Genomic DNA, 12,198 nt, shown 5'->3' on the forward strand with positions numbered 1-12,198 from the left:
GCCAGGGGCCGGAGCCTGCGGACGGCAGGCAGGACGATGCTAAGCACATGAAGTGGGTAATTCCCGGTAGGCGTGACGTACCGTCAGAAGCACACGGTCACAAGCCGCTTGCGGTGCGCGCCGCGCACGGCGCACCGCTTCGGGCGGGCGGGCGGACGCGCGCCCGCCCGCCGGGACTTCGCAGACCGGGACGGAACCGGGACCTCAGAGATCCAGATAGAAGCGGACGGCCATGCCCTCGTCCGAGGTGTGCACGCGCACCAGGTCCGCCACATAGTGCACCAGCATCAGGCCTCTGCCGCCGATCTGCCCGCGCTTCGGGGGCCTGCGGCCGGCCAGCGGGTCGATCAGCCTGCCCCGGTCGCGGACCTCGCAGACGACCTGACCCGCCTCCGCCCAGATCCGCAGGATGCCCGTCCCGCCGCCGTGCACGACGCTGTTCGTCGTCAGCTCCGCGACCGCCAGCTCCGCGTCCTGGAGCCGCTGCCCGGCCAGGCCCAGCCGGGCGGCCTCCTCGACGGCGAAGTGGCGGACGTCCGGGAGTTCCTGCGCGCCGTAGGAGAAGGACGCGGCGTCCGCGGCCGGGACCAGCGCCTCGTTGTAGCGGTCGACGACGGCCCGCCAGTCGTAGGCCCCGCTGACGTCCTCCCGGCCTCCGGCGATCACCGTCGGATGGGTGATACGCGCGTCGGCCAGCACGTTCGCGTCCAGCCGGACCTCGTCGTACGGGCAGAGGATCGTCACGGGACGGCCCAAGAAGGCCGCGTTGATCAACGCCTCGTGCTGGGCGCACGCCGGGTACTCCACCGCGCTGCGCCCGGCCCAGATCGGCTCGCCGATGATCCGCACCCGCTCCTGCGGATGGGCGTCGGCGAAGCCCTTGAGCACGCGCGGGATGATGCGTCCGGGATTGCGGCCGGCCTCGGTCATGTCCAGGAACAGCACGTCCCGGGCGTCCGCGCCCAGTCCGCCCCGGATCAGCCCCAGGTTGGGCCCCGGCACCGCCACGGCGACGGGCTCGCCGGCGCTCAGGCCCTCCCGTACGAAGGACACCGTCCGCTCCGCGTACTCCTGTTCGGTGCGGTAGAACAGCGCGGGGTGCGCGAACATCTCGTCCACGGCCACCGAGGTCATCGCGGTGCCACCTCGATCCCGCGCAGATTCGGCCAGAACATGTCCAGCACCCGCGGCAGCTGCGGAGGCGGACGCTCGATCACGACCCGCCCGCCCGGCAGACTCATCGCGGTACGAGCGAGCGCGGACACCCCGGCCACGTCGACGAAGCCCACCCCCGACAGCTCCACGTAGGACACGTCCGTGTGCCGCCGGGCCAGCTCGGCCAGGGCGCCCTCCCAGGACGGACGGGTGGCGACGCCGATCTCGCCGCTGACGCATATCCCGGGACGACCGGACAACGGGCTCACCTCCAGCACGGCCCCGCCGTGCACCGGTGCGGGTACCCCCATGTCGTGTGCGGCATCCACACTCGCTCTCCTCAGCAGTCCGCCATGACCACCCGATCGGGTGGTCATGGCACGGACGAGTGATGGCCTTCCGGCCAGGCAGCCTACCGCGCCCGGTCGTCCGTTCGACGGTTTCCCTCGCCGGGGACCCGCCCTCTCAGCCGGCCAAGGCCTCCTCGACGGAGGGGTAGCAGGCGATGACGCCGTCCAGGCCGACGAGCTGGAGCACCCGCAGCACCGGCCCCTGGCGCACCGCCAGCCGCAGCCAGCCGTCGCCGGCCTCGGCCGTCTGATGGGCGGTGACCAGGACGTTGACCCCGGTGGAGTCCATGAAGGTCACCTCGCTCAGATCCACGACGATCCGCCCGCCGTTCCCGCCGTCGACGGCCTCCAGGGCCTGCCGGAAAGGGCCGCCGGTGTCGTGGTCGATCTCACCGCGCGGGCTGACGACGTCGACGCCGTCCACGGTGCTACGGGCCACGGACAGCCGCTGCGGAGCGTCCGGTCCCTGGGTGTCTGCCACGCGTTCCCCCCAAGGCGTCGATCGGGGCCGCCCACGGCCCACAGGTGTGCTGCCGAGAGATCTTACGGCGGGAACGCCGCCCGGGGTGTCGAGCGGCCACTGAATCGATGGCGCCCGATCACCCTCCGCCCCGGGCTGACGTCCGCTCAGCGGCCGGCCGGGAGCAGACGCGTCAGAGCGGCCCGCCGATCTCGCAGGCCTGGCACGGCGGCCGTCCGCAGGTGCACTGCGTGATGGCGTCGAGGACCTCGCGGTCGTGGTAGAGGCACTCGTCCTTGCACGTGTGGCGCGGGATGAAGCCCGCCACGATCTCGCCGGGCCACGGCTCGTGGCCGTCCCGGCAGCGGACGAACCGATCGGGGTCGGTGGAGTGCAGATCGTGCATGCTCGACCGTGCCTCCTCCTCCAACTCGCGCACTCGCTCCACCAGAGCCCTGAGCTCGGCGGCGATGCCGGAGTACCGGTCGGCGCCGGTCCTCACGTGCGCGGCCCGCAGCGCCATCGCCGCGTTGCCCAGAAACCTGCCGGCATCCTGAAGGTCGGTCACGTGGTGCATCTGAATGCCGGTCACGCCCCGGACCCACACCGCATCCATGCTCACTGATCCACCTTTCCGGCGTACGCCTGGTCTTCTTGCGGGAGATTACGCGCGGCGCCGGTATATCCGCACAATGAGAAAACAATCTATTTGCGGACGCTAAAGGTTTCACCCGCGTCCGTCCAGTGAATTGTGCGTGAATCGGCTCACAGCCGGGGTGGTGGATCTTCTGTGGAATCTTCAGGTGATCGCCTGTCCGCCGGACGCCATATCCACCGGACGCCGTATCCGCCGGATGTCATGTCCGCCCGATGTCATGTTCGACTTGTCGTTTCCGCCCGTGTCGGTCATCAGGCGACCGTGTAGGAGCTCGCTCCTGTCCCGGCCAGCCCACCGCCTTCGACGATCAGGTACTCCGGGCGGATGGGGCGCCCGTCGAGCCAGCACTCCAGGATCTCCCGCGTACCGGCCGCGTAGCGTGCCTGCGCGGAGAGGGTCGACCCGGACACGTGCGGCGTCATCGCCTCGTACGGCATGGTGCGCCAGGGATGGTCGGGCGGTGGCGGCTGCGGGTACCAGACGTCACCGGCGTAACCGGCCAGTCGGCCGCTGTCGAGGGCCCGCACCACGGCGTCCCGGTCGACGATGAGCGCCCGTGCGGTGTTGACGATGTACGAACCGCGCCTCATGGCCCCGATCAGCTCGTCGTCGAAGAGGTTCCTCGTCTGTGGATGCAGCGGAGTGTGGATCGACAGCACATCGACGGAGGACGCCAGCGAACGGGCGTCGGGATGCCAGGTCAGCTCCAGATCCTCCTCGACCTCCCCAGGCAGCCGGTGCACGTCGCAGTAGTGCAGCGTGACGTCGAAGGGCTTGAGACGGCGCAGCACCGCCTGGCCGATACGGCCGGAGCCGAGGACGCCGACGTCCATGCCTTCGAGGTCGTAGGCGCGCGAGACGCTGTCGGCGATGTTCCAGCCCTTCTTGGCGGTCACCCACTCGTGAGCCTGCATGTAGTTGTGCACCAGGGTGAGGATCTGCATCACCGCGTGCTCCGACACGCCGATGCTGTTGCTGAAGGTCACCTCGGCCACGGTCATGCCATGGGAGATGGCGCTCGGCAGGTCGACGTGGTCCGAACCGATCCCGGCGGTGATCGCGAGTCTGAGCCGGCCGGCCGCGGCGATGCGCTCGGAGGTCAGATAGGCGGGCCAGAACGGCTGCGAGATGACCACGTCGGTGTCGGGAAGCTCGCGGTCCAGGGCGGAATCCGCCCCTTCCTTGTCGCTGGTGACGACGAACGTGTGGCCCCGGTCCTCCAGGAACCGGCGCAGTCCCAGCTCTCCGGAGACGCAGCCGAGGAGGTGCCCCGGGGTGAAATCGATGGCCTGCGGGGTCGGCGCGGTCTGACCGCCCGGATAGCCGGTGATGGTGGGAATCTCGTCGCGGGCGTAGTCGGGAGGATAACCGCCCACGGGATCCGGATAGAGCACCGCAAGAATTTTCGCCATGGCCGTCCTCCACCTTGAATCCTAGTCGTGCGGGTGTCGGCGCTGCAATCCGTCCGTACTTGACACGGGGATTCACCGGACGTCTCCTTGAAGGTAGGAAATGCGCTGTGGTGTGCGCTGTTCGCCGGCGCACCGCACGCGGGTCTGCCGGCTTCCACCGTCATGCGGAGGCTGCTGATGGCAACCTATGAATATCTATGCGGCCGATGTGGGCCCTTCGACGTGAAATTGGCGATCGGGACCGCGCCCACTGCTTACGGCTGCCCTGTGTGCGCGGGCGCCGCGAGGCGCGTGTACTCCTCACCCGGCCTCACGCTGACCTCGCACGCGGTCGCCGCCCTCCATGACCAGGAGGAGCAGGCACGTGAGGCCCCGGCAGTCGTCTCCGAAGTGCCGTCACGCACAAGGGCGCCACGGCGCCCGCACCCCGCGCTCTCGCGGTTGCCACGTCCCTGAGGGCGACCACGGGGCGTCCACGCGGACAGAGGAGGTGCGTCCCCGTGGGAAACGTGGGACTGCTGTTCGTCGGCGCAGTGCTCTTCATCAACGGAATGCTGTTGCTCGGGAAGGTCGACGCCAAGGCGGCAGCGGTGTTCAACCTTTTCGTGGGCGCACTCCAGGTGCTGACGCCGACTTATCTCATCTTCGCCGCCGCCGGCGATTCCAGAGAGATCCTGGCGGTATCTGGCATCTATCTGTTCGGCTTCACCTACCTCTATGTAGGAATCGGCCTCCTCGCCGGTCTCGACACCACCGGCGTCGGCTATTACTCGCTGTTCGTCGCGGTTGCGGCCCTGGGGTACTCGTTCGTCAATTTCCGGCTCTTCAAGGACTACCCGTTCGGGGTCATCTGGCTCTACTGGGCACTCCTGTGGTTCCTGTTCTTCCTGTTGCTCGGTCTCAAGATGGACAGCCTCAGAATCTATACAGGCTGGGTCACAGCGATCCAGGGCTGGGTCACCGGCGCGATTCCCGCGGCACTGCTGCTCTCCGGCTACTGGGTGAGCCCCACCGAAACCGCCATCGCACTGGCGGTGTTCGGCGTGGTGGTGTTCGGCGCGCTGTGGCCGCTCACCCGGAATTCGCGGCAACCCGCCCCCGCCGCTTCAGCCGCCCAGGCGGCCGGAAGCGTGAGCGCGCACTCGTGACGGGACAAGAAACCAGGAGCTGTCATGCCAGAAATCATCTTCAAGGTGGACCACGGTAAGTCGATGCGTGAGCAGGACGTGCCCGGACACAACAGGTGGCACCCGGACGTCCCCACCGTCGCGATGGTGAAGCCGGGAGCGGAGTTCCGCATGGAATGCCGTGACTGGACCGACTGCCAGATCGGCGACAACGACACCGCCGACGACGTGCGCGACATCGATCTGACCATTCCTCACATGCTGAGCGGTCCGATAGGCGTGGAGGGCGCCGAACCCGGCGATCTGCTCGTCGTCGACATACTCGACCTCGGCCCCGTGCCGCAGCAGACCGGGGACGCGGCGGGCCAGGGCTGGGGCTACACCGGTATCTTCGCCAAGGCCAACGGCGGCGGTTTCCTCACCGACTACTTCCCGGACGCCTACAAGGCGATATGGGACTTCCACGGACAGCGGGCGGCCTCCCGCCACCTTCCCGGGATCAGCTTCACCGGCATCACCCACCCCGGGCTGTTCGGAACCGCCCCCTCCGCCGAGATGCTCGCCCGCTGGAACGCCCGAGAGCAGGCGCTGATCGACACCGACCCGAACCGGGTCCCGCCACTGGCGGTACCGCCGGACAGCACCAACGCACTCGCGGGCACGGCCACCGGAGACCTCGCCACGCGCATCGCCGCGGAAGGCGCGCGCACGGTGCCCGCGCGCGAGAACGGAGGCAACCACGACATCAAGAACTTCACGCGTGGTTCGCGGGTCTTCTACCCCGTACACGTCAAGGACGCCAAGCTCTCCGGAGGGGACCTGCACTTCAGCCAGGGCGACGGAGAGATCACCTTCTGCGGCGCCATCGAGATGGGGGGCTTCATCGACTTCCACGTCGACCTGATCAAGGGCGGCATGGAGACGTACGGCGTCTCCACCAACCCCGTGTTCATACCGGGCAACGTGGAGCCGAGGTACACGGAGTTCCTCACCTTCATCGGGATCTCCGTCGACCACGACACGGACACGAACTACTACCTCGACGCGACACTGGCCTACCGCCGGGCCTGCCTCAACGCCGTCGAGTACTTCAAGAAGTTCGGCTACAGCGGAGAGCAGGCCTACCTGCTGCTCGGCTCCTCCCCCATAGAGGGACGTATCAGCGGCATCGTCGACATCCCCAACGCCTGCTGCTCGCTGTACGTACCCACCGCCATGTTCGACTTCGAGGTCCGCCCCAGCGCCGCCGGACCGGTGAAGGCCGACCGAGGGCGGTGCGCGGTGGCCACCGCCTGACCGGACCCGGCCGCGGGCGCCGTACGGAGGGACCCCGACGGTTAATCGCTGGCGACGTGCCCAGGGACGGGGCTACGGTTTCCTCGTTCCCGGGCACGGTCGTGTTCCGTCGCCGGGGAACGGTGTCGGTTCGTCGAGCGAGCAGGAGGTGAGGACATTGATGACTGTCACGGTGACGGGCGCTGCCCGCATTCAGGAGTTCATCATCGTTTCCACCCCTGTGGTCTCCGGCTGACACCCACAGATCTTCCGCGCGCCGAGCGCGCCGCCGGGGCCACCCTGTGAAGGGTTCCCCTTGTTCAACGCTTCGCTCAACACGTCTTCTGCTGCTGATGCTCAGCATGCTCTCGCCCCCTACGGGTGGGACGACGGCTGGGCCGTCGAATTCGCCCCGTACGCCGAGCAGGGTCTGCTGCCCGGCCGGGTCGTCCGGGTCGACCGCGGGCAGTGCGACGTCGTCACCGGCGACGGCGTGATCCGCGCGGACACCGCCTTCGTCACCCCGCACGACCCCCTGCGGGTCGTCTGCACCGGCGACTGGGTCGCCGTCGACCCCGGCGGCAGCCCCCGCTACGCACGCGCGTACCTGCCGCGCCGTACCGCCTTCGTACGGTCCACCTCCTCCAAGCGGTCGGAGGGGCAGATCCTCGCGGCCAACGTCGACCACGCGGTCGTCGCCCTGTCGCTGGCGGTCGAACTGGACCTCGGGCGGGTCGAACGGTTCCTGGCGCTGGCCTGGGAGTCCGGCGCCCAGCCCGTCGTCGTGCTCTCCAAGGCCGATCTGGTGCCCGACGCGGACGTGCTGGCGCACCTCGTCGAGGACGTCGTGCGCACCGCGCCCGGCGTGCCCGTGCTGACCGTCAGCGCGCGGAAGGGGGAGGGCGTGGAGGAGCTCGCCGCGCTCCTCGGCCGGGGCACCACCGCGCTGCTCGGCGCCTCCGGCGCGGGCAAGTCCACCCTCGCCAACGCGCTGGCCGGCGAGGACGTCATGGACGTGCGGGCCACGCGCGACATGGACGGCAAGGGCCGGCACACCACGACCACCCGCAATCTGCTGCCGCTGCCCGACGGCGGCGTGCTGATCGACACCCCGGGGCTGCGCGGCGTCGGGCTGTGGGACGCCGGGCACGGGGTCGGCCGGGTCTTCTCCGAGATCGAGGAGCTCGCCCCGCGCTGCCGGTTCCAGGACTGCGCCCACGAGGCCGAGCCCGGGTGCGCGGTGCTGGCCGCCGTCGACAGCGGCGAACTGGCGGTCCGGCGGCTGGACAGCTACCGCAAGCTGGTCCGGGAGAACCGGTGGATCGTCGCCAAGTCCGACGCCCGGTTCCGGGCCGGGCTCCGCAAGGACTACCAGCGCAAGCAGGCGACGGGCCGGGCGGCGGCGCGGGCGAAGCGGGGGGAGTGGGAGGGGTGAGCAGGGGTGAGCAGGGGTGAGCGTCATGTCCGATTCCCGCTAGCGGTCCGCGCGTCACGGGCGAAGACTGTGACCCGTGACGTACGAGGACACCCGCGATACCCGCGACACTCGCGAGGCGGAGACGCGCGACCCGGACACCCCTGATTCGGACACCCGGGACTCGGGCACCCGGGACTCGGACACCCGGTACGAGGCCGTCCGCAGTCGGGACGCCCGTTTCGACGGCGCGTTCTTCTTCGCCGTCGAGACGACCGGCATCTACTGCCGGCCCAGCTGCCCCGCCGTCACGCCGAAGCGGCGCAACGTGCGGTTCTTCGCGACGGCCGCCGCCGCGCAGGGCTCGGGCTTCCGGGCCTGCCGGCGGTGCCGGCCGGACGCCGGTCCCGGCTCGCCCGACTGGAACGTCCGCGCCGACGTCGTGGGCCGCGCCATGCGGCTGATCGGCGACGGGGTCGTCGACCGGGAGGGCGTCGCCGGGCTCGCCGCCCGCCTCGGCTACAGCGCCCGGCAGGTGCAGCGGCAGCTCACCGCCGAACTCGGGGCGGGCCCCGTCGCGCTCGCGCGGGCGCAACGGGCGCACACCGCGCGCGTGCTGCTCCAGACGACCGGCCTGCCGGTCACCGAGGTCGCCTTCGCGGCCGGGTTCGCGAGCGTGCGGCAGTTCAACGACACCGTCCGCGCCGTGTACGCGGCGACGCCGACCGGGCTGCGGAGCGCCGCGCCCCGCACGGGCCGTACGGCCGCCCCGGGCGCGGGCATCCCGCTGCGGCTCGCCCACCGGGGCCCCTACCACGCGCGTGCCGTGTTCGACCTGCTCGCCCGGGAGGCCGTCGCCGGGACCGAGGAGGTGAGCGGCCCGGCGGGCGCACGGACGTACCGCCGGACGCTCCGCCTCCCGTACGGCACCGGCATCGCCGCCGTCGAGGAGCGGACCGGGTCCGCGCCCGGCGACGCCGTCCACCCCGGCGGCTGGCTCGACGCGCGGCTGCGTCTGACCGACCCGCGCGACCTGACCACCGCCGTGCAGCGGCTGCGGCGGCTGTTCGACCTCGACGCCGACCCGTACGCCGTCGACGAGCGGCTCGGCGCGGACCCCCGGCTCGCCCCGTTCGTCGCCGCCCGCCCCGGACTGCGCGCGCCGGGGGCGGCCGACCCGGAGGAGTACGCGCTGCGGGCGCTGCTGGGCCGGGCGGCGACGGAACGCCTGGTCCGCGCGCACGGCAAGACCCTGGACGCGCCCAGCGGCCCCCTCACCCACCTCTTCCCCGAACCGGCGGCCCTGGCGGACGCCCCCGGCCTCGCGGGAACGCCCGCGGGGACCCTCGCCGCCGCGCTCGCCGACGACGCCGTACGGCTGGACGCGGGCGTCGACCGCGACGACGCCCAGGAGGCGCTGCTCGCCCTGCCCGGCCTCGACGGCGCGGCCGTCGCGCGGATCCGGGCCCGCGCCCTCGGCGACCCCGACGTCGCGCCGCCCGGCGTCGCCGTCCCCGACACCTGGCGTCCCTGGCGGACGTACGCCCTGCACCACCTGCGAATCGCGGAGGACCACCGTGTACTGGACTAGCGTCGACAGCCCACTCGGGCCCCTGCTGCTCACCGCCGGGCCGGACGGGGTGCTGACCTCGGTGTCCGTGCCGGGGCAGAAGGGCGGGCGGAGCGTCCTCGACGGGTGGCGGCGCGACGACGGCCCGTTCCGCGCGGCCGAGGAGCAGCTCGCCGCCTACTTCGCCGGGGATCTGACGGAGTTCCGGCTGGAGACACGGGCCGAGGGCACCGCGTTCCGCGAGCGGGTGTGGGCCGCCCTCGACTCCGTGCCCTACGGCTCCACGACGACGTACGGCGAGATCGCCGCCCGCGTCGGGGCGCCCCGGGCCGCGGTCCGCGCCGTCGGCGGGGCCATCGGCGCCAATCCGCTGCTGGTCGTGCGCCCCTGCCACCGCGTCATCGGCGCGAACGGCTCCCTGACCGGTTACGCGGGCGGCCTGGAACGCAAGGTGCGGCTGCTGACGCTGGAGGGGTCGCTGACGCCGTGGCCTAGCCCCACACCACCGCCCCCATCCACGCGCCCATGATCAGCAGGCAGGTGAACAGTTCGGTGAGGATGCTGGTGCCGCCCGCGCGCATCACCGTGCGCAGGGACGCCCGCGCCGCGTCGGAGCGGCCGAGACGGAGGCGTTCGGCGAGGTAGACGCCGCCGACGAAGCCCAGGATCGCGCCGAGGACGGGCACGAGGAAGAAACCGAGGAACGCGCCGGAGCCCGCGTACAGCGCCATGTGGCGGGTGGCGTCGCTCACGCGCAGCCGGCGCGGGGGCAGGGCCCAGCGCACCACCTGGGACAGGAACAGCACGATCGTCGAGCCCACCAGCACCGCCCAGGCGACCGGCTCCGGGTCCTTCAGCGCCCACCACAGGACCGCGGCCCACACCAGCCACGAACCCGGCACACCCGGCAGCAGCACTCCGCACAGGCCGAGCAGGATGACCAGCCCGACCAGCAGGAGTTCCCACGCCTCCATCTGCCCAGCGTGCCGGACTCCGGTGCAGCCCGCAGGCCAGGGCGGGGCCGCGTCCGTGCGTGTGCGGCACGAGGGCAAGGGCGTGGGGCCCGGCCGTGACGGATTTTCCTGATGCCCCGTTTTCATCCGGCCCGTGCGGTGGACAATCAGGGGCATGAGCCAGCAAGGGGGAAGGCCCACCGGTCACGAGGACGACTGGTGGGGGGAGTTGTACGACGACACCACCGACGACACCGGCCCCGCGCCCGCCGCCGACTCACTGGAGGACCGCTTCGCCTCGGCGGCGGAGACGGTGCGCTCCGAGGGCGCGGGGGAGGGGGAGGCCGACGCCTCTCCCGCGCCCGCCGCCTCGTCGCCGTCCGGGCCGCTGCCGCCGGGCTTCGACGAGCGGCGAGCCCAGGGCGGCGCGCCCGCCGGCCGCACGCCATCGCAACGCCCGCGCGCCACCGCACCACCGCCCCCGGAACACCAGGACCCACGCACCCCACCCCCACCCGACGGCCCCGCCCCACCCGCCCCCGCCACGGCCCCGCCCGCTCCCGCCACGGCCCCGCCCGCTCCCGCCACGGCCCCGCCCGCCTCCGCCACGGCCCCGCCCGCTCCCGCCACGGCCCCACCCGCCTCCGCACCGCCCCCGCGCATCCCACCGGTCCCGACCGGCCCGCCTGCCGCCGCCATCCCCGCACCCGCACCCGCCCCTGCCCCTGCCCCTGCCCCCGTCCCACCCCACACCGCACCCCCGCTCGTCCCGCCCCCGCCGTCGGAGCCGCCCGGGGCCGTCGGAGCTCCGCCGCTCACCCCCCGGCCCGCCCCCACCCCCTACGTCGGCTCCCGGGCGCCCACCTACGACGCCGAGCCGACCGCGTTGCCCGTCGCCGAGGCGGATGCGCTCGAGGGGCTGGTGCCGGACACGGTGCTGGACGGGGCCCGGTACGGGGCCTGCACGCTGCGGGCCGCGTCCGTGCGGGGGGACTCCGCGCGGTACCGGGGTGAGCCGCGCCGCGACGCGCTGCTCACCGCCCGGTTCGGCAGCGGCGAGCACGCCCTCGTCCTCGTCGCGATGGCGACCGGCGCGCGGGCGACGGCGGGGGCGCACCTGGCCGCCGCCGAGGTGTGCCGCTGGATCGGGCGCGCCGTGGGACGCAGTCACGTAAGACTCACGGAGGACATCAGGGCCGCTCGCCGCGGCGACCTCAAGTCGGGCCTGCACCGTCTCACCGACCGCAGCCTCGGCCGGCTCCGCGCCAGCGCCGCCGAACAGGGCCTACGACCTGAGGAGTACGCGGCCGGCCTGCGCTGCCTCCTCCTGCCCGCCGACCCCGAGTGCCGTACCCGGGTCTTCTTCGGGGTCGGCCCCGGAGGACTGTTCCGGCTGCGGGACGGAAGGTGGCAGGACATCGAGCCGCAGCCCGGCGAGCTGACCGGCGAGGCCGTCGTCGGCTTCGGGTCCCCGCCGGCCGAGACGCCCGAGGGCGACCGCCTGACCATGGACCTGGGGATCACGGGCCCGCAGGACCCACGGGACCCGTACGACCCCGAGGCGGAGCCGGCGGCGTACGAGCCCTTCCGGTTCCGAGCCTCCGTAGCCCGCCCGGGTGACACCCTGCTGATGTGCACCGCCGGTCTGGCCGAACCCCTCCGCGGCGAACCCGGACTCCCCGCCCACCTCACCGAACGCTGGTCCGAGCCCGCCCCGCCCGGCCTCGCCGCCTTCCTCGCCGACACCCAGATCCGGGTCAAGGGGTACGCGGACGACCGTACGGCCGCCGCCGTTTGGGAGGCATGACGGCGCTCGCTGTGACT

13 protein-coding genes are annotated in these 12,198 nt (G+C 72.2%); 7 read left to right on the plus strand and 6 right to left on the minus strand.

Translation table 11 applies throughout. The annotated features are described in order from the left end of the window. Positions 1–204: 204 nt before the first annotated feature. The 5 genes from ACFYX4_RS27580 to ACFYX4_RS27600 form a co-directional block, all read right to left on the minus strand. The gene (locus ACFYX4_RS27580) at positions 205–1,134 is read right to left on the minus strand and encodes an anti-sigma factor RsbA family regulatory protein (protein ID WP_389338894.1); all 930 of its coding nucleotides are present in this window, start codon (positions 1,132–1,134) and stop codon (positions 205–207) included. After that, positions 1,131–1,466 carry an STAS domain-containing protein gene (locus ACFYX4_RS27585; protein ID WP_389339013.1) on the minus strand — a complete coding sequence of 112 codons (336 nt, stop codon included), beginning with the start codon at positions 1,464–1,466 and terminating at the stop codon, positions 1,131–1,133. The genes ACFYX4_RS27580 and ACFYX4_RS27585 overlap by 4 nt, the downstream gene beginning before the upstream one ends. 154 nt (positions 1,467–1,620) lie before the next feature. Next, positions 1,621–1,986, minus strand: a complete 366-nt coding sequence (locus tag ACFYX4_RS27590) for an STAS domain-containing protein (protein ID WP_389338897.1) — start codon at positions 1,984–1,986, stop codon at positions 1,621–1,623. A 172-nt stretch (positions 1,987–2,158) separates the two neighbouring features. Then, positions 2,159–2,581, minus strand: a complete 423-nt coding sequence (locus ACFYX4_RS27595; RefSeq protein ID WP_389339015.1) for a hypothetical protein — start codon at positions 2,579–2,581, stop codon at positions 2,159–2,161. A 293-nt stretch (positions 2,582–2,874) separates the two neighbouring features. Further along, the gene (locus ACFYX4_RS27600) at positions 2,875–4,035 is read right to left on the minus strand and encodes an NAD-dependent formate dehydrogenase (RefSeq protein WP_389338900.1); all 1,161 of its coding nucleotides are present in this window, start codon (positions 4,033–4,035) and stop codon (positions 2,875–2,877) included. A gap of 177 nt (positions 4,036–4,212) precedes the next feature. Between ACFYX4_RS27600 and ACFYX4_RS27605 the strand changes: the two genes are divergently transcribed. From ACFYX4_RS27605 to ACFYX4_RS27630, 6 genes are all read left to right on the plus strand, one after another. Beyond that, a complete protein-coding gene (locus tag ACFYX4_RS27605) occupies positions 4,213–4,491 on the plus strand; it encodes an FmdB family zinc ribbon protein (RefSeq protein ID WP_389338903.1) in 279 nt (92 codons plus the stop codon). Positions 4,492–4,535: 44 nt separating this feature from the next. Continuing rightward, the gene (locus ACFYX4_RS27610; protein ID WP_389338906.1) at positions 4,536–5,183 is read left to right on the plus strand and encodes an AmiS/UreI family transporter; all 648 of its coding nucleotides are present in this window, start codon (positions 4,536–4,538) and stop codon (positions 5,181–5,183) included. 24 nt (positions 5,184–5,207) lie between these two features. After that, positions 5,208–6,458, plus strand: coding sequence for a formamidase (gene fmdA / locus ACFYX4_RS27615; RefSeq protein ID WP_389338909.1), 1,251 nt, complete (start codon positions 5,208–5,210; stop codon positions 6,456–6,458). 295 nt (positions 6,459–6,753) lie between these two features. After that, positions 6,754–7,872: a ribosome small subunit-dependent GTPase A gene (rsgA, locus tag ACFYX4_RS27620; protein WP_389338912.1), complete on the plus strand. Its 1,119-nt coding sequence runs from the start codon at positions 6,754–6,756 to the stop codon at positions 7,870–7,872. A gap of 76 nt (positions 7,873–7,948) precedes the next feature. Beyond that, a complete protein-coding gene (locus ACFYX4_RS27625; RefSeq protein WP_389338915.1) occupies positions 7,949–9,442 on the plus strand; it encodes a bifunctional transcriptional activator/DNA repair enzyme AdaA in 1,494 nt (497 codons plus the stop codon). Then, entirely contained in the window at positions 9,429–9,950 is a 522-nt protein-coding gene (locus ACFYX4_RS27630) for a methylated-DNA--[protein]-cysteine S-methyltransferase (RefSeq protein ID WP_389338918.1), read from the plus strand. The genes ACFYX4_RS27625 and ACFYX4_RS27630 overlap by 14 nt, the downstream gene beginning before the upstream one ends. Here ACFYX4_RS27630 and ACFYX4_RS27635 read toward each other — a convergent pair. Beyond that, complete coding sequence (locus ACFYX4_RS27635) at positions 9,913–10,395, minus strand: DUF456 domain-containing protein (RefSeq protein WP_389338921.1); 483 nt, start codon at positions 10,393–10,395, stop codon at positions 9,913–9,915. The genes ACFYX4_RS27630 and ACFYX4_RS27635 overlap by 38 nt on opposite strands. 154 nt (positions 10,396–10,549) lie before the next feature. Between ACFYX4_RS27635 and ACFYX4_RS27640 the strand changes: the two genes are divergently transcribed. Beyond that, positions 10,550–12,181, plus strand: coding sequence for a protein phosphatase 2C domain-containing protein (locus tag ACFYX4_RS27640; protein ID WP_389338924.1), 1,632 nt, complete (start codon positions 10,550–10,552; stop codon positions 12,179–12,181). Positions 12,182–12,198: the final 17 nt, after the last annotated feature.

The organism is Streptomyces sp. NPDC002328, assembly GCF_042890065.1.
Taxonomy (GTDB): Bacteria; Actinomycetota; Actinomycetes; order Streptomycetales; family Streptomycetaceae; genus Streptomyces.

Bases quoted from the DNA above. Each gene is read 5' to 3' on its own strand.
- ACFYX4_RS27580 (WP_389338894.1), bottom strand. From the start codon at position 1,134: ATGACCTCGGTGGCCGTGGACGAGATGTTCGCGCACCCCGCGCTGTTC.
- ACFYX4_RS27585 (WP_389339013.1), bottom strand. From the start codon at position 1,466: ATGGGGGTACCCGCACCGGTGCACGGCGGGGCCGTGCTGGAGGTGAGC.
- ACFYX4_RS27595 (WP_389339015.1), bottom strand. From the start codon at position 2,581: ATGGATGCGGTGTGGGTCCGGGGCGTGACCGGCATTCAGATGCACCAC.
- ACFYX4_RS27600 (WP_389338900.1), bottom strand. From the start codon at position 4,035: ATGGCGAAAATTCTTGCGGTGCTCTATCCGGATCCCGTGGGCGGTTAT.
- ACFYX4_RS27605 (WP_389338903.1), top strand. From the start codon at position 4,213: ATGGCAACCTATGAATATCTATGCGGCCGATGTGGGCCCTTCGACGTG.
- fmdA (WP_389338909.1), top strand. From the start codon at position 5,208: ATGCCAGAAATCATCTTCAAGGTGGACCACGGTAAGTCGATGCGTGAG.
- ACFYX4_RS27635 (WP_389338921.1), bottom strand. From the start codon at position 10,395: ATGGAGGCGTGGGAACTCCTGCTGGTCGGGCTGGTCATCCTGCTCGGC.
- ACFYX4_RS27640 (WP_389338924.1), top strand. From the start codon at position 10,550: ATGAGCCAGCAAGGGGGAAGGCCCACCGGTCACGAGGACGACTGGTGG.